Source organism: Pseudotabrizicola sp., assembly GCF_030656345.1.
Lineage (GTDB): Bacteria > Pseudomonadota > Alphaproteobacteria > Rhodobacterales > Rhodobacteraceae > Pseudotabrizicola.
This window is the reverse complement of the sequence record NZ_JAUSNR010000038.1, coordinates 1-20,254: the sequence shown is the minus strand read 5'-3', so window position 1 is coordinate 20,254 and position 20,254 is coordinate 1. Positions and strand designations below refer to the sequence as shown.

Below are 20,254 nucleotides of genomic sequence, written 5' to 3'. Positions count from 1 at the left end.
CAGAACGGCTGGGGCGAGTTTCCGGAAGGGGCGAAGATCAGGCCACAAGGGCGTGATCGACTGCAGCGGCTGCAAGGTCGCGCCAGAACGGCTCGACCAGTCGGCCTTCCAGCGAGCGGGCGCGGGTGAGCAGCGCAGCGGCGGACGCGGGATCGCCGATGTCGTTCGCCACGCGGGCCTCGGCTCGAAGCCCGCAGGCGTCGGTCACCACGCGCCGCGCCTCGGCATCGCTGTCGACCGGCGCGCACCAGCGGATCAGGCCTGCCTGCACGTCACCTGCCAGCACCAGGCATTGCTGGGCATCGAGAATGGTGATGAACTGCGGCGCCAGACGCAGGGCCGGATCGTTGCCTGCGGCGATCAGACCGGAAGTTACTGCGGTGCGAGCTACGATCATTGCAGCCGCGAGGTCACCGAAGGTGCCGAGATCGACCTCGCGCTCGAAGTGCAGCTGATCGAGCGCCGGATCGTCCCAATGCGCGCGGCAGTGGCAACTGATCCGCAGGGGCAAGCGGTCCGCAAGGCGCAGATGGGCAAGAACTCCGCCGATCAAGTTGTCGCCGGGACCCCGGAAGGCGGTTTGGGGGATGGGTGCGGTCATCTGGATCACTCCGCGACAGGCGGCAGGAGACTCTCTCCCACCCTGAAACCCGTCACGGAGCCACCCGCCTATCTCTCCCTCTGGCGAGTGCCCGACCGAGAAGCCGTGCGCCGGCCATCTGGGGATCACCCCCCTGCCCTGCCCCGCCAGCCGATGAAACTCGACGGGCCGTCATAGACGGCGTGGCGCGCCTCATCGATGACGAAACCGAAGGTGCCAACTTTGTAGTCCCCAGAGGGGACAAGGAAGCGACGCTTCTCGGCTTGGGGATCGCGCCGCCCGCCGCGCGTGGCAATCACCTCAGTGAAACCGCGATGCTGGTCGGAATAGATCGCCGAGATCACGACCCAGTTTTTCGCGTGATCGCGGGCAAAGGCTTCGCCATCACGCGTGAGGGATTCACCAGGGCGCAGCGCCTGGCCCTTGATTGCCTCCCAGGCATCCGGCCAGCTGTGGCGTAGGGTCTCTTCGGCTTGGCGCCTCTCCAACCCGGTAAAGAGATCCGGCCAAGCGGTTGCGACAGCGGCACAGGCGGCATCTTCCTCGTACCAGCCACCAGCCTCTCGCAGCAGGGGATGGACTTGGGCATTGCGGTCCGCCGACAGGTGGAACCCACCATGACCGGAGGTCGAGTGGAAGACCACGCCCTCGCCGTAGCGGACCGCGCCCTGCGATGGTCCCCAGGGCGTGCTGGCATGGGCGCGGAACTCCTGGCGGCCAAGGGCAGCCTTCTCGCCCTGATGCTCGATCTGTCCCTGAACGACGGCGTGGAAAGCAGCCTCATCGGCAACGTCGCCACCATGGCCATAGAAGTCGGACCGCTTCCAGTCCGACAGGGGTTTGGAGAGGCGCCAACCGCTGCCGAGGTAATGCCGCCCGTCAGCCGTGGGGATCATGGCATAGGCGGCATCGCCGATCCGGGCGACGGGCATGCCATCGGCACTGCGACCGAATTCTGGGACGGGGAAAGAGGTGGGTTTGCGGGAAGAAACAGCCGTGTTCATGCGACAAGCGCCTCCACCGCGTCGATGTCTTCGCCGTTCAGCGCAGCAGTCAGCCATTCATGGGTGCTGATCCAGCCGATACTTTTGCGCGCTCCGAGGTCGACGACATGCGCGCCGCCGCCGAACGCCTCCAATCGGGGCCGGGAACAGGTGTGGGCATAGTCGAAACCCCAGAGGCCGGTGAGGTCGAGATCTTCCGCGAGGCGCAGCACGAAGCGGATGACGCCTTCGACATCGCCCTGCCCGTCGTCGTGGAACCAGAGGACCGAACTGCCCGGGCCATCCTGAAGCGACAGGGCAAAGCCCGAGAATTCCGGATCGCCCAAGGCCTCGTCTTCCTCGCGCAAGCGCAGAAAGAGGTTGAGCGCCGCAATGGCCTTTTCAGGCGTGCCCACGTCCATGACGCAGGAAAAGTGTGTGAAATAGTCAGCCACGATAGGCTCCTTTCAGAATGAGAAACCCGGGCCACGAGGCCGGGTCACAGTGGATTGCGATTGGGGGGAGAGATCAGCCCCGCTTCTGCGGGCTGGGGGATTTCTGCGGCGGCCTGCGCCGCGGCGTGGGCCTGCAAGATGTCGCGGTAGTAGCGCTTGCGCGCCTCGCGCCAGCTGCGAACCGCGAGCGTGTCGGGATGCAACCGGCGGATCGCCGTGCGGACGACCGTGAGGGGAGAGGCTTCAGACGGAAGACCGAGGTTCTGATATACTCGGCTCATCTCAGGTGATCTCCCGCATGGGGCTAGCCAGATGCGGATCGACGTCGGTCTCGATCTTCTGGGTCCGACCCATCCAGGGCTCGGCCCGGATCGACCGCGCCCAGTCGGCAAAGCTGGGAATGAAGCCCAGATCCTCCCGGACATGCTGCTCGCCGACCCAGCGGGTCGGAATGACCCGGCCTGACGACAGGGTCAGGGTTTTCCCGTGGACCTGCTCCAGCAGGAAAATCCCCTCGGCATGATGACGGAGGGCGCGATGCCGGAAATCCGCCAGGATGAGCTTCGAGGCATCGAAGAATTCATGACAGGCGAGATAGTCCTCGACCGTCCCGCCCCATTTCTTCACCGACGACAGGGCATGGTGATAGGGATGTGCCATCGCCGCCCCTCAGAAATCGTGGGTGAAGAGTTCGGACGAGGTAAAGCGCTTGTGTGGTTGCCGCCCGTGATGCAAGGAGTTTTCAACCGACGAGGATCAGATCGAGTGCGGTCTTGTGTCAGGCCTTGATGTGTAGCCGTATCATTGGCTGCGGGCCGGTATGGTGATCTGCGGATCAGGTCCAGAACTCGTTGACGGGCTTTTCCGCTCCGAGCGCTTCGCTGGTTTTCCTGACCCAGATCTGTTCGATCATTTCGCCCATTCAGGTCGTCGACTTCCTACACCTCTGTCGCCAGCAATAACCGGCGCCAGATTCTCTTACGTCGCCAAGCCAGTTGCTGGCTCTCTGTAATCCTCTTGCTTGGTCAGCATCGCCCAAACCATCCGGGCCATCTTGTTTGCCAGCGCAATTGCCACAAGCATCCGCGGCTTTTTGGCAATCATGCGAGCGAGCCATGACCCTTCGGGGACCGTCTTCCTGCCCATCCAGTTCAAACGTGACATGGCACCGACAATCAGGAGCCGTCGTATGTCCGCCTGGCCTGCCTTGGAGATACGGCCGAGCTTTTCGCGGCCTCCCGACGAAAACTGGCGTGGGACGAGCCCGAGCCAAGCGGCAAAGTTTCGACCACCCTTGAATGTCGACATTTCGGGAGCGAAAGTTTCAACAGCAAGTGCCGTCAGCGGACCAACACCCGGTATCGTCTGAAGTCTCCGCGCGACATCATCCTTCGAGGCGAGTTCTTTGGCCGTCTTGGTCTTCGCCTCGATCCGGGCCGTCTGTTCCCGGATCTGCGCGATGATATCCAAGCACTCGGTCCGAACCAGAGATGGCAGATCGCTGTTTTCTGCAGCGAGAATTTCCTCGATCCGCCGAATGTTGCGAATGCCTGAAGGCACGACATGTCCGAATTCGTAGAGGATCGACCGCAGCGCGTTCACCGCGACCGTGCGCTGCTGGATCAAGCGCTCCCGTGACCGAAACAGTACCGCGCTTGCCTGCTGATCTTCGTCCTTCGTGCCTACGAAAGTCATCTCAGGACGCTGAGCTGCGACTACAATTGCTTCCGCGTCAGCCGCGTCGTTTTTCTGTCGCCTGACGAAAGGGCGCACATATTGCGGGGCAATCAGCTTCACCTCGTGGCCTATCTTGACCATCTCGCGCGCCCAGTAATGCGCGCTTCCGCAAGCTTCCATCACAAAAACGGCTCTGGGCTCAGTTGTAAAAAACCGGCGAAACTGGCTTCTGGTCAACCGCTTGCGAAACCTCACGACGCCGGTCATCGAAGCGCCGTGTACCTGAAAGACCGATTTAGCCAAATCAACACCGATCATCGTTTCCAACATTCTTCGTCCTCTCCGCATGAAGGTTGCTGCCCCAGGTCATCCTGACACACAGGCGTGGCCGCTGGGGAGGGCGGCAACCACCCCATCTCGTTGAACTCCAGATGGATCGAGCGCGCGCGGGCATCGATGCAGAACTCGCCATAGGCGCCGTCATTGTCCTGCCAGCCGGAATGCGTATCGGAGAGGAGATCGTAGACCAGTTCTTCGACGGCGGCCTCAAAGGTCAGACGGCGCTCGGTGGGTGCCCCGCTCTGCCAGTCGATGCCCGCAAAGGTGATTTGAGCGGCGGGTAGCGTGACGCTGTGGCCGGCATCATTGCGGGCCTCGATGCTTTCGATCTGCCCGCTGTCGCCCGAGCCATCGAAGTTGACCAGGACATGGGCGATGCCAACATGGCGCAGCCCGTCGAACAGCACCTCCTTGTTCCGGGCGTGCAACGCCACCTCAGCAGCGTTGCGTTCGGCCTGCTCCGCGAGGATTTGCGCCAGTTCGGACGAGGTTTCAGGGGCCGGCGCAGCGCGGCTGGGAAGATGGATGGTCATTTCGGGATCTCCGGGAAGAGCGGGTGACATGTGAGCCCGCCGCCGCTCTCTCTGTCTCAGCGGGCTCGCCCTGCCCGCTCCCCCCTCGACCTCTCCCTTGCCGGACCCCTCGGTTCGGCGCCGTGTCCCCGGACGGTCGCGCTGATGAAGCGCCCCCGGAGGGGTGGGTGAGGCGCTTGCGCGCCTCAGCCAAAGGGGTCGATTTCCAGGGCGACGAGGGTCTCGTCGCCGTCGTATTCATCGGACGGCATCGCACCGTGGGTGCCGTCCCCGGCCTGAAACACGACGATCGAGACCATCAACGTGGCGGCGAGGGAGGCGGCGAAAGCGGTGGCATCCTTGTAGGACATGGGGTGGGCTCCTGTCTTCTTGGGGGCGGAGGACCATCCCCCGCGCGACAGGCGCCCGAAGTGTCTGACCGGATCTGCAATCACTCTCGTGCGTTCGGCTCGTCCGAATCCGCGAGGGCGGCACGCTCGCGTAGCCGACCCCTCTGGGGTTGAGTGTCAAAGAGACGGATCAGACCAAGGACAGCGAATGAAAGCGGGGGATGGGGCTTTGACCCGGGGACAGGCGCCCTGCCCCGTCACGGGATGCCCACCGCTCGCCAGCCGTGTCGCCAAGTTGTTCTCAATTGATCGTCATGTTCCAGACCGGGGTCTCACGAATTTCAATGCTGCCCATGAATACGAAGGGGGGCCACGCGCACCACCCGACCTCTGGCACGAGGCCGCAACGCGCCGAACCTCAGGCCATCGGCCTCCTGCCGGCCGGACCGGCCGTCGCGCAAGGGATCGTTGCCCGAATAGGGGGAAGACTGCCCGGCAGGCTCCAGTCGGGACGACCAGAGCCCGGTCCCGGCTTTGCCGGGATGTGCCATCGTCTTCCTTGCCGAAGTTCTGCAATCGATCAATGCGAAACCCACCTTGAAATCTCCGCACTTGATTGTCAGAAAAACATAGGCGATTTTCTGACATATGATGACGACGTCCGCCTCCGTTCCTGATCGGGTCATGAAGCGTGTCCGCGCAAGCGGACGCGGCAGCGTGTTCACGCCGCGCGACTTCCTCGACATGGCCGCACGTGCTGCGGTTGATCAGGCCCTGTCACGCCTGGCCAAGGCAGGCCATCTCAGGCGGCTTGCGCGCGGACTCTACGACTTTCCCAAGTTGCACCCCAAGCTCGGCGCCCTTACCCCCGCACCCGATGACGTGGCGCAGGCCCTAGCACGGGAAACCGGCTCGCATTTGCAGATCGATGGTGCGCGCGCCGCGAATCTACTTGGCCTCTCCACGCAGGTCGCTGCGCTAAGTTCGTGGCTCACAGATGGGCCATCCCGGCGCGTGGTCCTTGGCGATCGCGTGGTCGATCTCCGACACGCCTCACCCAAGCATCTGATTGCCCCCGGTAGCCCGGCAGGGACCGTTGTTCAGGCGCTGCGCCATGTGGGCGCTTCCCGCGCCGCAGATGTGCTGCAGGTGGCCGTCAGGAACCTCTCGGACAGCGACAAGAAGATACTCGCCAAAAGCGCCGCCCAAGCGCCCGCTTGGATGCGTGCCACCTTGCTGTCGATTGCCGATCTCGGGCCGAACGACCACCTTGGATAAGCGAGCCGTCAATGCCAAGGAGACCTGATCCACGGATGTGCCCCCGGCCCCTAGGTCCAGTAGGGATAAACCGGATAATATTCCGGTCTAAGTTATTTAATCCGGACTATTGTCCGTCTTAGTTCCCGCTTGGTTGACTTCCCCTGCGAAATGACCTAACACGGACAAAAATACGGACATAGCAGCATAAGGCGGATATTTCTCCGGTCCAATCATGTCATCGCACCAAGTGCAGACAACCCTCAAACGCCTTGGCCATGACATCCGTGTCGCCCGCAAGAAGCGGCGGATGTCTGTTGCGGATTTCTGCGAGCGCTTGGGCGTGACCGACAAGACGCTCGCCAAGCTCGAGACGGGCGATGGTGGTGTGCGCCTTGAGACCTTGGCCATGGCGCTCATGGTCCTGGGCGAGCTCCACCGGCTCGGCGAAATGCTGGATCCGGCGAAGGACGATACTGGCCTGGTCCTTGATCAGGCCCGCCTGCCGGAGCGGATCGCCAACCGCCGCAAGCCGCCGTCCGGCAGATCGGCCAAAACGCAGGACCGATCTGATGAGATCGATGATGAAGGGAGCGCGTTCTGATGGTCGTGGCGCGTGTCGTTCTTGGGAATGGGCTGGTTCCGGTCGGCCGTCTGGTCTTTGAAACGGACGGGCGGCGCGCGCATTCCACCTTCATCTATGACCAAGAATGGATCGACAACCCACGTGGTTTCGACCTCTGCCCGCAAATGCCGCGGGCGAGCGTGCCTTATCATGCCAGCTCCGGCGGGCGCGAAAGCCGGAAGCGCGATGTCATCGCTGGGCCCTTTGCGGATACCTCCCCGGACAGTTGGGGCCGCAAGCTGATGCGCCGGGTTCTGGGCGAGGGGGCAACCGAGTTCGACTTCTTGACCACATGCGACGACACTGCGCGCCAAGGCGCGCTGCGCCTGCTGCAGGAAAATGGCGAGCCCTTCCCGCAGATCGGAAAACCCGTCCCGCGCCTCGCTGAAATCGAGGACCTGCTCAAGATCGCACAAAGGTTCGAACGCGACCCGGCCGGCGCGGAGCAGGATGCGCTGGATCTCGTCGGCGCCGCCGGCACGCCGGGCGGAGCGCGACCAAAGGCCAGTATGAGGGATGGGGACCGGCTCTGGCTCGCGAAGTTCACATCCATCAACGACACATGGCCTGTGGAACGTCTCGAGGTGGCAACAATGAAGCTTGCGGGGATCCTTGGACTGCGCACGCCGGAATGCCGGCTCGAGTTGCCCGGCAGCTCGCACCCAATCGGTCTCTTCAGCCGTTTTGATCGCCGGGATGGCGGCCGGGTTCCCTATATCTCTGCGCGCACCGCCCTGGGCAAGGTTGGGCATGCGAGCGGCTTTTACACGGACATTGCCGACATCATTCGCACCATCTCGGCCCGGCCCAGCGATGATCTGCTGGAAATCTGGCGCCGGATGGTTTTCGGGATACTTGTCACTAACACGGATGACCACCTGAAGAACCACGGGTTCATCTATGCGGGGCAGAACCTATGGCGTCTTTCGCCACTTTTCGACGTCAATCCTCAGCCCCGGCGCCACGCTCAGATGGAAACCGGGATCAGCCCGATCCATGGGCATGAGCCGGACATCGCCGCCGCAATCGAAGCGGCCGAGTTTTTCGATCTCAAAGTACAGGAAGCCCGGATCTTGGCTCGGGACATGGGGCGAAGCATCCGCGACAACTGGCGGGACGAGTTGCGCCGCCAAGGGCTGGGCGGCACGGAGTTGAACGCTTGTGCCCCGGCCTTCGAACATGAGCGCATGGATGCCGCACTCGGGCTGTAGCTGGTAGGGATTTTCGGACCCACCGGAGAACCGCCCTGCGTGTCTATTGGGGCTATCAGGTTGAAGACTTCGGCCCCGGTCTTTCGACCGGAGCCTTTGCTTTGGCGATCAATCGCCGCGGCGGGTGTTGGGGCGGGACCAGATGAGGCTCGAGCCCTCGCCGTCTTCGTCATCGAAGAGGTTGGCGTAGATCGGGGCGGCAAAGCTCGGATCGTCCAGCTTCAGGCCTAGGTATGCGCGGCCCTCGTTCGATTTCTTTGTCCAGGCGGCGCCGATCTCGGCGCGGCCGACCAGGACCCGGTGGGAGGGGGCGTTCTCGCCCGAGGCCCGCAGGTCGGGGACGAGGCGCACACCCTTGGCCTGCAGGCTGAGGGTGAAGATTTCGCCGGTGTAGTCGTTGCCGGTTTTCTTGAAGGTGCCGATGGTTGCCATATGCTTTCTCCATTTTGTTGTTTCGAGCCCGCGTCCTTGCGGCCTCGATGGCGATCGACAGCCCGGAGGCGACTGCTGGCGCACCCCCCTCGCGGGGGCTGGACAGCCGAGGCGCAACTTTCTTGCCGCGCGAGGAATGACGGTGCCTGCACCGACAGGGGAAGAAAGTTGTGACGACGCTGTTGCGCCGAAGCGGTCGAGGCGAAGACGTCCTTCGGGCAGATCAGCCTATCACCAGAGGCCGTTGGACGCGGGCTGGGACAGATACACAACGGAGATCAGGGCGAACCTGAAGGCCCATCAGGAAAGACAGGTCAGGCACTAGCGGCGATGAAATCCCCTCAGCGACCAGTCAGGTCAGCTTGCGCCTCTCCCCTGCCCCTGCTGGCGCGTGGCTCCCGCCACTCCACCCGGTTCAGGTCGCGCCGCGTGATGGCAGGTAAAGGACGATTTTCGAACGAGGGCTGCGACTGGGCCAAGATGCAGGCCAATAATGGCTGAGACTCCACTTCAGCTCGCGCAACTCGATGATGATCTAACGGCATGGCCAATGCCCTCGTTCTCCGCACCAGTTCCTGCCGCTTCAATGATGGCTTGGCGAAGGCCCGTCAAAACGATTTGGAGGCGATGCTGGTCCAAGTCACACGACACCTTCGAGGCACAGTTTTACGTCTTGGCCAAACTCCCCTTGATCAATGATCACTCCAGGCCAGACGGGAAACCATCGCAATCCAAAGGGTTTCAGGATGACAGCCAAGCGCAGCCCGACTAGCCTCGTCCCATGAGTGCAGACGATTGGACCGATCTTGAGAACGATGCCTGCGTTGCGAGTTACTTCGCGATGCTCGGGCAGGAATTGGCCGGCGAGGCATACAACAAGGCGGCGCAGAACCGGCTTTTGCAGGAACAGACTGGCCGCAGTCGGGGATCAATCGAATTCAAACTCTGCAACATCTCAGCCGCGTTCCGTGGGTTTGGCCTGCCCACGATCAGGGGCTATCAACCACGCTTTAACTTCCAGATGGCGCTGGCTGTGGCCGTGTCACGCTGGCTGGCAGGACACCCTGAGTGGGAGCCGTCGTTGATTAGGACCCACTCCAGCGCTATGGCTGAAGCCGCGCCCCTCTTCATCGGGACTGCCCCTAGTTTTCGCAATTTGTCACCACCCGAACTCGACCAGATGCAAGCAGTTGCCCGCCGCTTCGACGTTGCCGCCCGGGACGAGCGCAATCGCACTCTGGGTGGCGCAGGAGAAGAGCGTGTCTTTCATCATGAGCGCGAAACCCTGCGTCACCACGGCCGGGACGATCTGGCGCGTCGTGTCCGCTGGGTTTCGCGCGAGGATGGCGATGGAGCAGGATATGACATCGCCAGCTTCAGCCATGACGGGCGTGACCGTCTGATCGAGGTCAAAACGACCAACGGCTGGGACCGTACTCCGTTCCACATTTCGCGCAACGAGCTTGCTGTGGCAGAGGAGCGTCGTCAGGATTGGTATCTCTTCCGTCTGTACGATTTCGCGCGGACCCCGCAGGCGTTTGAGCTGCGACCGCCACTTGATGCCCATGTTTCGCTGACCGCCACACAGTTTCAGGCGAGCTTCCAATGATCGGTAGTCCCAGATTCCGTCGCACCATCGGCATCGACTATTCAGGGGCAGAAACCGCCGAGGCCAGCCTGAAAGGGCTGCGCGGCTATCAGACCTTGGGCAACAGCGTCGCCGAAGAGGTATTGCCGCCCGCCGGCCCCAAGAAATACTGGACAAGGCACAGCCTCGCCGATTGGCTGATCGAAACCTTGGATGGATCGGTGCCGACAGTTGTCGGCATTGATCACGGCTTTTCATTCCCCATACGCTACTTCGAGCGGCATGGCCTTGAGCCCGATTGGCCGAATTTCCTCGACGATTTCTGTGCGCACTGGCCGACAGATCGCAAGCACACTTATGTCGATTTCGTGCGCGACGGGTCAGTTGGAAATGGCGCGGCGCGGCAAGGGGAGAGGCATTGGCGGCGGCTGACCGAGGAGGCTGCCGGATCGGCAAAGTCAGTTTTCCATTTCGACGTTCAGGGAACGGTCGCCAAATCAACTCATGCCGGCATCCCATGGCTGCGCAAAATTCGACAGGCTCGCCCGCAGATCCATTTCTGGCCTTTTGATGGTTGGGAACCCGCTCAGGACGCCTCCGTGATCCTCGAGGCCTATCCGAGGCTGTGGAGCAGCCTCTATGGCAGCGAGGCCAGAACTCCCGATCAGCACGATGCCTATGCAATCGCGCGCTGGCTTCAGGAGGCCGGTATCAGCGGTGAAATCAATCAGGCGTTTGCGCCGCCACAGCCGGAAAGTGTTGCGATGACAGCTCAGGTCGAAGGCTGGATTCTCGGAACCACTTGGCCCCCGACTGACAAGCCCCGCTCCCGCCCAAAGAGTGACAGCCCTCGCAGATCCTCAACTACGGCAACAGGTTACGTGAACCGCAATAGTCAGGAAGTGCTGTCCCGCACCGGACAGCCGGGTACCGACCACAACCAGATCGTCTACATCCTGCAATGTCGCCACTGCGGGGCGCGGTACGGTGCGAACGGTTCAGACGTTTTTCAGCGCCGTTGCCCGGAATGCGGCGATGGAAGGCCAGGAATCCCAACGGGCTGAGCTTTATCTTTCCGGCGCGGCTTAGCCGAGTTCTACTTCTTCTTGCGCCGTGCTGAGACTTCCGCATCGCCCTTGAACGATATTTCATAATTATAGCTCAACTGGGATATCACGGAAAAATCGTCTTTTGGCTATATTGACGAAATATCGCCGACAGACTATCAGTTTGGTATGGAAAAGCCCCTCACCCATTCCATACGTAGCCTCCGGCACGCGGCAGCAGCCCTTCGCGCCCGCAGGCGTGCCCAGGGGATGACCCAGAAGCAACTCGCTGAAACGACGGGTACTGCCCAATCCACCATCTCGGATATCGAGACGGGCGTCGTTTCGGTCAGCCTCGACGTCTATCTGCGCCTTCTCGAAGCCCTCGGTGCTGAGTTGGTCGTGACCGGGCGCATACCTGACCAGGATACGAACTGATATGGCACGCTTGGCACGCAGGCGGGTCGGCATCCGGCGTAGCAAGACGGCAGTCTGGTATGAACGGACACGGGTCGGCACGCTGATCAAGGCCACCGATGGCGGCGTTGCCTTTTCCTACGATCCAGCCTGGCTGGCCTCGGACCTGGCCTTCCCCGTCGCCAGTATCATGCCACTGACCCAAGGAGACTGGAAAGGCGATCCGGTGATTGCCGCTTTCGACAACCTGCTGCCCGATGCCGAAGGAGAGTTGCGCGAAAAGATCGCAGCGCGGGTCGGCGCCGAAGGCAAAGACGTGTTCTCTCTCCTGTCTGCGCTCGGGCGGGACTGTGTGGGCGCGCTGCAATTCCTGCCCTTGGAAGAAGAACCCGCAGCCCAAGATATGGATTATCGTCAGATTTCCGAAGAGGAGATGGTCGCCGATCTTAAGAACCTTGCGGCAGCGCCCTTGGCACTCGGGGACGACGAGGATTTCAGGATATCCATCGCCGGGGCACAGGAAAAAACCGCCTACCTTCGCATTGGCGGCCATTGGGCGAAACCGCGCGGTATCACGCCGACAAGCCACATCTTCAAAACCCCGATGGGGATCCTGCCCGGCCCTGACGAAATCGACATGAGCGACAGCGTCGAGAACGAATTGTTCTGCATGACGCTGGGCCGCGAGATTGGTTTGCCGGTGGCAAAGGTCGAGAAGATCGCTCTGCCGCGGCTAGTCGTGCTGGCTGTCGAACGCTTCGACCGGCATTGGGAAGGCGAAACCCTGAAGCGTTTACCGCAGGAAGATATTTGCCAATCCCTGGGCTACCCCTCCGCCCGGAAGTACCAAAAAGCGGGCGGTCCGGGCATTGCCCTGATCATGGAACTCCTGCGGGAATCAGACGATCCGATAACGGATCGTGAAACCTTCTTCCGCGCCCAGATCTTCTATTTCCTGATCGGTGCCTCTGACGGGCATGCCAAGAATTTCAGCCTGCAACTGGGCCGCCGCGGACGTTTCCGTCTCGCACCGCTCTATGACATCCTGAGTGTAGCACCCGTCGTGCATGCCGGACGCCTTCAGCGCAAACGGTACCGGCTCGCCATGTCCATCGACGGCCACTACGGCATCGACGAGATTGTACCACGCCATTTTGAGGCCGAGGGCAAAGCCAGTGGCCTTCCGAAAAACCGTGCTCTGGACCTTCTCGCAGAGATGGCGGACCGTCTTGGTCCGGCATTGGAGAGAACCAGACTTGGCGCGGCGGATCAGGTGCCAGGCAGTGTGAGCGATCCGATCATCACGGACTCTATGCAACGCGCGGATCAAATCCGAAAGATGCTATAGAGCGTCTCCGGCAACGCGAGTCTTTCATCGAAATGCGGGTTTTCAACAAGCGTTGAAATTTTGCTCCGGTTGAAGTGTTGGCCCCGGTCTTTCGACCGGGGCCTTTGCCGTGGCGATCAGTCGCCGCGGCGGGTGTTGGGGCGGGACCAGATGAGGCTCGCGCCCTCGCCGTCCTCGTCATCGAAGAGGTTGGCGTAGATCGGAGCGGCAAAGCTCGGATCGTCCAGCTTCAGGCCCAGGTATGCGCGGCCTTCGTTCGAGGTCTTCGTCCAGGCGGCGCCGATCTCGGCGCGGCCGACGAGGACCCGGTGGGAGGGGGCGTTCTCGCCCGAGGCCCGCAGGTCGGGGACGAGGCGCACACCCTTGGCCTGCAGGCTGAGAGTGAAGATTTCGCCGGTGTAGTCGTTGCCGGTCTTCTTGAAGGTGCCGATGGTTGCCATGTTCTTTCTCCGTTTTGCTGTTTCGGGCCCGCGTCCTTGCGGCCTCGATGGCGATCGACAGCCCGGAGGCGACCGCTGGCGCACCCCCTCCCCGGGGGCTGGACAGCACAGGAGGAACTTTCTTGCCGCGCGAGGAATGACGGTGCCCGCACCGGCAGGGGAAGAAAGTTGTGACGACGCTGTTGCGTCGAAGCGGTCGAGGTGAAGCCGTCCTTCGGGCAGATCAGCCCATCACCAGAGGCCGTTGGACGCGGGCTGGACAGACAAACCACGGAGATCAAGGCAAACCTGAAGGCCCGTCAGGAAGACAGGACAGGTACTACCGGCGATGAGATCACTCTAGCCAGTTTGGCCAGCTTGCGCTCCCCCTGCCCTGCTGCCTCGCGGCCCCGCCGCTCCACCGGATTCAGGTCTGCCAGCGTTATGGCGATGCAATGGACGATCCTCTAACGAGTGCTACGACTGGCCGAGGAGCTTGTCGATCCAGACTGGGTTAACTGAGCAATCCGCTTACTCGGCGACGATCTGACGGCTAGACCAGTGCTCTGCCCCTCCTGCCCTAACCAACCGCTGCGTCGAAGATCGCTTGGCAAAGGTCCGTCGAAATCCGGGGCCATGATGCTGCACCCGCGCTTGAACGAAACACGAACAAACCCTATGATCACGCCACATCGTTTAACGAGGCGCGCGAAATGACTCCATATCGTGATTGGGATCAGGATTCCGGCATCCGGGCCTACGAGATCGGATCGACGCATATGGATGTCGAGTTCAAGGATGGAGCGATCTACCGCTATACCTCGGTGTCGGCAGGACAGGCCAATCTTGACCGTATGATCGTGCTGGCGCGGTCAGGCGATGGGCTGAACCAGTTCATCAATCGCGCCGTGAAGAAGCGCTATTCCGAACGACTGGCCTGAAATAGCTCCCTCAATGCGCTCACATGAAAGAACGGGGCGACCGAAGCCGCCCCGTTGAAAGTCATTCAGCGGCGATCATGTGCTGGCGTTCCTCGTCGTCGTCGGGTTGGACATCGTCGTCTTCGGCGAGGAAGGAGGGCAGTTCGATGCTGGCATCCTCTGTCACGGCTTCTGAGCCAACGTCCGGATCATCCAGGCGCAGTGGCTCAGGCAGCCAGCCGGAACCGTCGAGCAGCCGTTCAGCCTCGCGCGCCATGTCGCCCTTCTTCAGGTGGTCGATCAGTTCAACGGCCTGCATCCCTGCCCCTTCGCGTACGGCTTCCAGGATGCGGCTTTTCGTGACGCGGCCGAGATAATTGGCGACAGTGGGTTTCCAGCCCGCCTCGACCAGATCAAGCCGGGTGGTGCGGGCCAGGCGGTCAGCCTCACGCAGGCGGCGGTCGAGACCGTGCTGGCTGATCCCCATGCTGCTATAGGGGTTCGGACGCTCATAGAAGGCGTTCACCCCGAAGCTGAGGCAATGGGCGAGGAGCGCCTGCCGGCTGGCCTCATCCAAGGTGTGGAGCCAATCCCAGAGCACGTCATCCCCCTGCCCCAGCGGAATGTCAGCCTTCCATCCAGCGTGCCTGGCGTCGATGCTCTGCGCCGGGAAGCTGTCGGCGAGGTCGGCAGACTGCACCGGCAGATGGATGTCGCGCACATTGGCCTCAAGGGCGGCCCCGGAAGCTCGGGAGACGAAGCAATCCGTGACCAACTTGTGCAGGAGCGCCGTCATCGCAATGCGCGGATTGCTTGCCACGGCGTCCCGCAGCGCCAAGGTGCGGTGCGCCGTCAGCTCAATGACCAGCCGCTCCGGCAGCGGTTTGATCGCATCGCCTTCGTCTTCGTCGTCATCATGCAGGCGGGTTTCGTCCGCCATGCTGATCATCGCGGCATGGTGTTCGCCGTTTTCGACCTCCGATGCCGCAGCGCCATTGGAATCGGTGTCAGCACCCCCACCCACGGGTACGGCGTGCTGTTCATCCTCCGGTCGAACGAAGCCGCGTTCGACCATAAGACTGCCATCGCTGTCGATGCTGACGAAGGCCCCTGCCCTGCCAACTTGCTCGGGATCGAAAGCCATCGGGCGACTGTCGAAGGCATTAAGGCTGCGCTCGATTTGGCCAAGGCGCTGGTCGACCTCTTCGGGCAGATCATCAGACGCAGCGTATTCCGCCTCCAGCCGGTCGTATTCATCCCGCAGTGCCTCGCGGGTGGCCCGGTCCTCGTCGGTCAGGTCGACCGTGGTGCCCATCAATTCGCGCAGGCCCATGGTGTGGCCGTAGGGAAAGCCCACAGCGACCTCGATCCATTTCCAGCCCTCGGTGGCGATGGCTGCTGCCTCAGCCTTCAGCTTCTCGCCCACCATGCGTTCAAGCAGCACGGGGTCCTGCAGCCAGCCGCCGTCATCCTGTTGGAAGAGGTCGCGCAGGACGAAGCCGCCCGCAGCCTCATAGGCATCAAGCCCCAGGAACTGGGCGCGTTTGTCGGAAGCACGCACCGCGGTTTCCGTCAGCATGCGGCGGATCTGATAGGGCTCCTTCGACCATGAATTCTTGACGGCCTCCCAGACCTGCGCCTGCCGTACATGGTCGCTGGAGATGGTGAAGGCCATCAGCTGTTCCAGCGTCATCTCATCGGCGGCATAGACCTCAAGCAGCTCAGGCGCGACGGTGACGAGGCGCAGACGCTGTTTCACCACCTTCGCGTCGACGAAGAAGGCCGCCGCGATAGCCGCCTCGGTCATGCCCTTCTCGCGCATGGCCTGAAAGGCGCGGAACTGATCGAGCGGATGCAGTGGCGCACGCTCGATGTTCTCGGCGAGCGAGACCTCGTCGATCAGCACGCCGTCATCGGTCGAGCTGACGATGCAGGGCACGGGGGCGGCCTTCGCCAAGCGTTTCTGCTTCACCAGCAGTTCCAGAGCCCGGAAGCGCCGACCGCCAGCGGGGACTTCGAATTTGCCGGTCTCGGCCCCATCCTCGCCGATCACCGGGCGGACGTGCAGGCTCTGGATCAGACCGCGGCGAGCGATGGACTCGGCCAGCTCATCGACCGAGATGCCGGCCTTCACGCGCCGGACGTTCGACTGGCTCAGGACCAGGTTGTGGAAAGGGATGTCCCGCGAAGATGCGAGGGTGATTTTCTGCATGTTGGTCATCGGACCGATCTCCCGACGGGCGCCAAGAGCCTCTCTCTCGACTTCCAACCCATCGAAAACCCCCTTCCCTTCTTTCCCTCTCAGAGCCGCCCGGGCCGCAGACCAACGGGCAATCATCCAAGATCACCCCGGCCGCGCAGACTGACCTCCCGGCCGGCGCCAACGATGATGTGGCCATGCAGGACGAGGCCGAGAGCCTGGCAGGCCTTCTGCACCTCCTTCGTCATGGCAATATCGGCGTCGGACGGCTCAGGATCGCCTGAGGGATGGTTGTGCACCTTTTGTGCCCCGTTTTCTTATGTGCCCCGCCGTCAAGATCAGTAGCTCTTTCAATGGCTTCTGAGCTAAAGCCCGGCACATAACGGCAAACGTCGTGCAACATGACAGCTCCTGCAATTTTCCAGAAGGATGCTTGTCATGTTGGAACGCCATTTCAGGTCGCTCAAGGTGATCGACCGTATCAGAGCCCAGTGGCTTGGGCCGCAGATCGAGCGCTACGTTCAATCGCTTGATGAGTTACATACCGGTACCGCTACTATTCAGCAGAATGTTCGGGCCCTCGGACACTTCAACGAGTTCGTCGTTGGACGTGGTGTTCAACGCCTTGATCAGCTTCCAGATCACGTAGATGCGTTTGTAAGCCACTGGTTTGCTAAACACGGCAAGTGGTGCAAGAGCGCACAGGACCGGGCGGCAATCGCTTCCCAAAGCCGTTTGCCTGTGGAGCGAATGCTTTGCCTAGCTCTGCCTGGTTTCACACGTCCGAGCCATCGTCCCCGCATGCCCTTCTGTGTCAGCGCACCTGGTTTTTTCCCTTTCCTTCTCAACGAGAAAGGACTGCGCCAAGCCACGCTACACAAATACACCTACACCCTGCGCCCGTTCGAGTCATACTTGGCGCAGACGGGCATAACCCTGTCGGCGCTTACCCCGGCGTCCATCACTGATTTCATTAACACCCGCGCGGAGACGTTGCACAAGTCCGGCATGCTCGGCACGACCGGCGCCTTGCGCGTCTTCCTCGCCTATCTGCACCGTGAAGGCATCATTGCGAACGATCTCACACGCAGTCTTCCGCGCGGCCGCGCCTATCGACAAGCATCCATTCCACGTGCCATTTCATGGCCTGATGTCGAGCGCCTGCTGGCCAGCGTCGATTGCCGCTCCGACGTGGGCAAACGCGACTATGCCATTCTGACATTGCTGGCCAGCTACGGATTGCGTGCAAGAGAGATCGCGGCCCTGTGCCTCGATGATATTGATTGGGTGCATGACCAGATCAGCATCCCAATGCGCAAAGGCGGCCATTCGACCCGATATCCGCTGTCAGCGACCGTCGGCGAAGCCATAATCGCCTATTTGCACGTTCGGCGCACGGATATCGCCGATCGCCAAGTCTTCTTGGCCGCAAGATCGCCATATACACCTATGAGGCATACGGGGGTGTCGTGCATGGTTTCTGGCCGCATGCGCAGTATTGGCATTCAGGTTGCACGTGCCGGCTCGCACACATTGCGCCATGCCTGCGTTCAGCACCTTGTAGAAGCCGACCTGCCCTTCAAAGTCATTGGCGATTACGTCGGTCATCGCCACCCCGCATCCACATTGGTCTATGGCAAGGTGGCGGTGCACAAGCTGCGAGAGATGGTCATTGCCCAAGGGGAGGACGTGCTATGACCGCCCCCTGGAACAGCTTTCAAAGCATCCTGGCCCCTCAGATCGAACAATACCTGCGTGCAAAACGCGCCATGGGATGCAAGTTCGCCTGCGAAGATCGCCAACTTCGGCTGCTCGATCGATTTCTCAACAACCGCGGCGTGGAAAGCATTGAGGCGATTGACGCACAGTGCCTGCAGGACTTCTTGGATTCCCGCAACCGAACCAACCCGCGGAGCTACAATAATCTGCTCGGAGATGTTCGACGGTTGTTCGACTGGATCGCCAGCCAACAAATCCTTGGTGCCTCACCGGTAACGATCAAGCCTCAGCCGCAAACAGCGCGACAGCTGCCTTACCTGTTTTCTGACAAGACTATCCGGCTACTGCTGACTTTGGCCGCAGCATTGCCAGATAATTCACGCGCACCACAGCGCGGCATTCTCTACGAGATGATCTTTGCCTTGCTCGCTGGCCTTGGGCTGAGGGTCGGGGAGGTCGCTCGCCTTCAGTGGGGCGATGTGGACCTGACCCGCGAAGTGTTGGAGATCCGCAATACCAAGTTTGGCAAGGATCGACTTGTGCCCTTTGGCCCCAAGTTGGCCGCCAGGCTACGCAGCTACCTGACGCAACGCGAGCAACATGGGTTCGCCTGCTCGGGCACCAATTACCTATTTTCCTGGAATGGCCGTACACCGATCAGCACCAACAGCATCCGGAACACTTTTCGCGATGACCTGTTGCCGCAACTCGCCCTTGTGATCCCGCCTGGAGTTTTCGGTCCCCACGTTCATGGCCTGCGCCATTCATTCGCGGTGCGCACCCTGCTGAACTGGTACCGCCAAGGGATCACGCCGGCAGACCGCCTCCATCATCTGTCCACATTTCTGGGGCACCTCAATCCCAGCAGCACCGCAGTTTATCTGACCATCACTAACGATCTTTTCGATGCCGCCAATCAGCGTTTCGAGGCCTTCGCACCGACGCTGAGCGGTGGAGGCCAAGCATGACACAGCTGAACCTTCCCACCGCCGTTCACCATTACTTTCTGGAGTATCTGCCGCGCCACAAAGGCCTGCAATCCAGCACGATCCGCAGTTATCGAGACAGCCTGCGTCTATTCCTGATCTTCGTTGCGGATGCCAATCGGATCGGGGTCAGTGGCCTCGGGTTCGAGCATTTGGACTACTCTGCTGTGCAGGCATTCCTAAACAACATGGAGGTCAAGCGCGGCAACGCCATCAGTACGCGCAACCAGCGCCTGACGGCCCTGCACGTTTTCTTCGAATATCTCTGCCGGACCGCACCAGAGATGTTGCCGGTCAGCGCCAAGGTTGCAGCCATACCGATGAAGCGCCATCAGCGCCCAGAGATGAAGTTTCTGGCACGTGATGAGGTCGAGGCGCTCTTTGCCTGCATCCCCGCCCAGGATCGTCTTTCGCTGCGCGACCGCGCGCTCCTCATGCTGCTCTACAACACCGGTGCGCGCGTCTCAGAGGTCGCGCAACTGAAGGTGGGCCAACTCGATTTAGCCTCACCGGCGCGGGTCAGGCTGCTCGGCAAAGGGTCAAAGTGGCGAACCTGCCCTCTTTGGAGCCAGACCGCCAAGGCGTTGCAGGACATGCTGGATGAACGCGCCACAGTTCTTTCGCCAGATACCATTGTGTTCGTCGGCGGCACAGGCGGCGGGATGACCCGTTTCGGCATCTACAAGCGTATTCGCCATCACGCCAAACTCTGGGAGGCGGCGGGCGTACAAGCCTCACGCACCCACATCACGCCCCACGTGTTTCGGCACACAACGGCGGTCCATCTCCTCGAGTCAGGGGTGGAGGTTAACGTCATTCGGGGCTGGTTGGGGCATGTCAATCTGGAGACGACCAATCGCTACGCCGAGATAACCATACGCATGAAGGCGGAAGCCCTGAAACTGCTTGAGCCGGTTGCTGGTGGCAAAGCACGAAAATCCGCATGGCGAGATGACGCGGCCATGCTGGCGTGGCTCTCATCCCTGTAGCGATATGACACTGGGCGGCATGATTGGCCGCCCAGTGTCTCGACAATCATCTGTCGCCCAAAACCAGAAACACCTGATGCCAACAAGCATGCACCGTTATGTGCCCAGCCTTGCCTCAGAAGCCATTGATAGAGCTACCGATCTTGACTTCGGGGCACATAAGAAAACGGGGCACAAAAG

Annotated in this window: 23 protein-coding genes; 11 read left to right on the top strand and 12 right to left on the bottom strand. The window is 61.5% G+C overall.

Annotated features, from left to right (window positions below; translation table 11 throughout):
• Positions 1–37: 37 nt before the first annotated feature.
• From Q7J44_RS19770 to Q7J44_RS19735, 8 genes are all read right to left on the bottom strand, one after another.
• Positions 38–601, bottom strand: coding sequence for a hypothetical protein (locus tag Q7J44_RS19770; RefSeq protein ID WP_304882840.1), 564 nt, complete (start codon positions 599–601; stop codon positions 38–40).
• Positions 602–726: 125 nt separating this feature from the next.
• A complete protein-coding gene (locus Q7J44_RS19765; RefSeq protein WP_304882839.1) occupies positions 727–1,605 on the bottom strand; it encodes a hypothetical protein in 879 nt (292 codons plus the stop codon).
• Positions 1,602–2,039, bottom strand: a complete 438-nt coding sequence (locus Q7J44_RS19760) for a hypothetical protein (protein WP_304882838.1) — start codon at positions 2,037–2,039, stop codon at positions 1,602–1,604. The genes Q7J44_RS19765 and Q7J44_RS19760 overlap by 4 nt, the downstream gene beginning before the upstream one ends.
• A 44-nt stretch (positions 2,040–2,083) precedes the next feature.
• On the bottom strand, positions 2,084–2,320 hold the full coding sequence (locus Q7J44_RS19755) for a hypothetical protein (protein WP_304882837.1): 237 nt from the start codon (positions 2,318–2,320) through the stop codon (positions 2,084–2,086).
• A gap of 1 nt (position 2,321) precedes the next feature.
• Positions 2,322–2,699, bottom strand: coding sequence for a hypothetical protein (locus Q7J44_RS19750; protein WP_304882836.1), 378 nt, complete (start codon positions 2,697–2,699; stop codon positions 2,322–2,324).
• A 318-nt stretch (positions 2,700–3,017) separates the two neighbouring features.
• A complete protein-coding gene (locus Q7J44_RS19745) occupies positions 3,018–4,046 on the bottom strand; it encodes an IS110 family transposase (RefSeq protein WP_304882835.1) in 1,029 nt (342 codons plus the stop codon).
• A complete protein-coding gene (locus Q7J44_RS19740) occupies positions 4,031–4,588 on the bottom strand; it encodes a DUF6878 family protein (RefSeq protein ID WP_304882834.1) in 558 nt (185 codons plus the stop codon). Before Q7J44_RS19740 ends, Q7J44_RS19745 begins: the two co-directional genes overlap by 16 nt.
• A 185-nt stretch (positions 4,589–4,773) precedes the next feature.
• Positions 4,774–4,938, bottom strand: coding sequence for a hypothetical protein (locus Q7J44_RS19735; RefSeq protein WP_304882833.1), 165 nt, complete (start codon positions 4,936–4,938; stop codon positions 4,774–4,776).
• Between the two features lie 627 nt (positions 4,939–5,565).
• Here Q7J44_RS19735 and Q7J44_RS19730 point away from each other — a divergent pair.
• From Q7J44_RS19730 to Q7J44_RS19720, 3 genes are all read left to right on the top strand, one after another.
• Positions 5,566–6,195: a DUF6088 family protein gene (locus Q7J44_RS19730; protein WP_304882832.1), complete on the top strand. Its 630-nt coding sequence runs from the start codon at positions 5,566–5,568 to the stop codon at positions 6,193–6,195.
• Positions 6,196–6,409: 214 nt separating this feature from the next.
• Positions 6,410–6,778: a helix-turn-helix transcriptional regulator gene (locus Q7J44_RS19725; RefSeq protein ID WP_304882831.1), complete on the top strand. Its 369-nt coding sequence runs from the start codon at positions 6,410–6,412 to the stop codon at positions 6,776–6,778.
• Positions 6,778–8,010 carry a type II toxin-antitoxin system HipA family toxin gene (locus Q7J44_RS19720; protein WP_304882830.1) on the top strand — a complete coding sequence of 411 codons (1,233 nt, stop codon included), beginning with the start codon at positions 6,778–6,780 and terminating at the stop codon, positions 8,008–8,010. The genes Q7J44_RS19725 and Q7J44_RS19720 overlap by 1 nt, the downstream gene beginning before the upstream one ends.
• 108 nt (positions 8,011–8,118) lie before the next feature.
• On the opposite strand, the gene Q7J44_RS19715 is transcribed toward Q7J44_RS19720, so the two are convergent.
• Complete coding sequence (locus Q7J44_RS19715; protein WP_304882829.1) at positions 8,119–8,442, bottom strand: DUF736 domain-containing protein; 324 nt, start codon at positions 8,440–8,442, stop codon at positions 8,119–8,121.
• Between the two features lie 781 nt (positions 8,443–9,223).
• Here Q7J44_RS19715 and Q7J44_RS19710 point away from each other — a divergent pair.
• The 4 genes from Q7J44_RS19710 (at position 9,224) to Q7J44_RS19695 (ending at position 12,841) form a co-directional block, all read left to right on the top strand.
• Entirely contained in the window at positions 9,224–10,051 is an 828-nt protein-coding gene (locus Q7J44_RS19710; protein WP_304882828.1) for a DUF3883 domain-containing protein, read from the top strand.
• On the top strand, positions 10,048–11,094 hold the full coding sequence (locus tag Q7J44_RS19705) for a hypothetical protein (RefSeq protein ID WP_304882827.1): 1,047 nt from the start codon (positions 10,048–10,050) through the stop codon (positions 11,092–11,094). The genes Q7J44_RS19710 and Q7J44_RS19705 overlap by 4 nt, the downstream gene beginning before the upstream one ends.
• Positions 11,095–11,265: 171 nt before the next feature.
• Complete coding sequence (locus Q7J44_RS19700) at positions 11,266–11,514, top strand: helix-turn-helix transcriptional regulator (protein ID WP_304882826.1); 249 nt, start codon at positions 11,266–11,268, stop codon at positions 11,512–11,514.
• 1 nt (position 11,515) lies between these two features.
• A complete protein-coding gene (locus Q7J44_RS19695; protein ID WP_304882825.1) occupies positions 11,516–12,841 on the top strand; it encodes a HipA domain-containing protein in 1,326 nt (441 codons plus the stop codon).
• Positions 12,842–12,957: 116 nt separating this feature from the next.
• Here the strand turns inward: Q7J44_RS19695 and Q7J44_RS19690 are convergent, their stop codons facing one another.
• Entirely contained in the window at positions 12,958–13,281 is a 324-nt protein-coding gene (locus Q7J44_RS19690) for a DUF736 domain-containing protein (protein ID WP_304882824.1), read from the bottom strand.
• A gap of 692 nt (positions 13,282–13,973) precedes the next feature.
• On the opposite strand from Q7J44_RS19690, the gene Q7J44_RS19685 reads away from it, so the two are divergent.
• Positions 13,974–14,201, top strand: a complete 228-nt coding sequence (locus Q7J44_RS19685) for a hypothetical protein (RefSeq protein ID WP_304882823.1) — start codon at positions 13,974–13,976, stop codon at positions 14,199–14,201.
• A 61-nt stretch (positions 14,202–14,262) separates the two neighbouring features.
• Here Q7J44_RS19685 and Q7J44_RS19680 read toward each other — a convergent pair whose 3' ends face one another.
• Both Q7J44_RS19680 and Q7J44_RS19675 read right to left on the bottom strand, forming a co-directional pair.
• A complete protein-coding gene (locus tag Q7J44_RS19680) occupies positions 14,263–16,401 on the bottom strand; it encodes a ParB/RepB/Spo0J family partition protein (RefSeq protein ID WP_304882822.1) in 2,139 nt (712 codons plus the stop codon).
• A gap of 113 nt (positions 16,402–16,514) precedes the next feature.
• Positions 16,515–16,679, bottom strand: coding sequence for a JAB domain-containing protein (locus Q7J44_RS19675; protein ID WP_304882821.1), 165 nt, complete (start codon positions 16,677–16,679; stop codon positions 16,515–16,517).
• Positions 16,680–16,818: 139 nt separating this feature from the next.
• Between Q7J44_RS19675 and Q7J44_RS19670 the strand changes: the two genes are divergently transcribed.
• Genes Q7J44_RS19670 through Q7J44_RS19660 form a run of 3 tightly spaced genes read left to right on the top strand, consistent with a single transcriptional unit; the run spans position 16,819 to position 20,074 of the window.
• Positions 16,819–18,078: a tyrosine-type recombinase/integrase gene (locus tag Q7J44_RS19670; RefSeq protein WP_045682747.1), complete on the top strand. Its 1,260-nt coding sequence runs from the start codon at positions 16,819–16,821 to the stop codon at positions 18,076–18,078.
• The gene (locus Q7J44_RS19665) at positions 18,075–19,067 is read left to right on the top strand and encodes a tyrosine-type recombinase/integrase (RefSeq protein ID WP_045682666.1); all 993 of its coding nucleotides are present in this window, start codon (positions 18,075–18,077) and stop codon (positions 19,065–19,067) included. The genes Q7J44_RS19670 and Q7J44_RS19665 overlap by 4 nt, the downstream gene beginning before the upstream one ends.
• Positions 19,064–20,074 carry a tyrosine-type recombinase/integrase gene (locus Q7J44_RS19660; protein ID WP_045682664.1) on the top strand — a complete coding sequence of 337 codons (1,011 nt, stop codon included), beginning with the start codon at positions 19,064–19,066 and terminating at the stop codon, positions 20,072–20,074. Before Q7J44_RS19665 ends, Q7J44_RS19660 begins: the two co-directional genes overlap by 4 nt.
• Positions 20,075–20,254 lie beyond the last annotated feature (180 nt).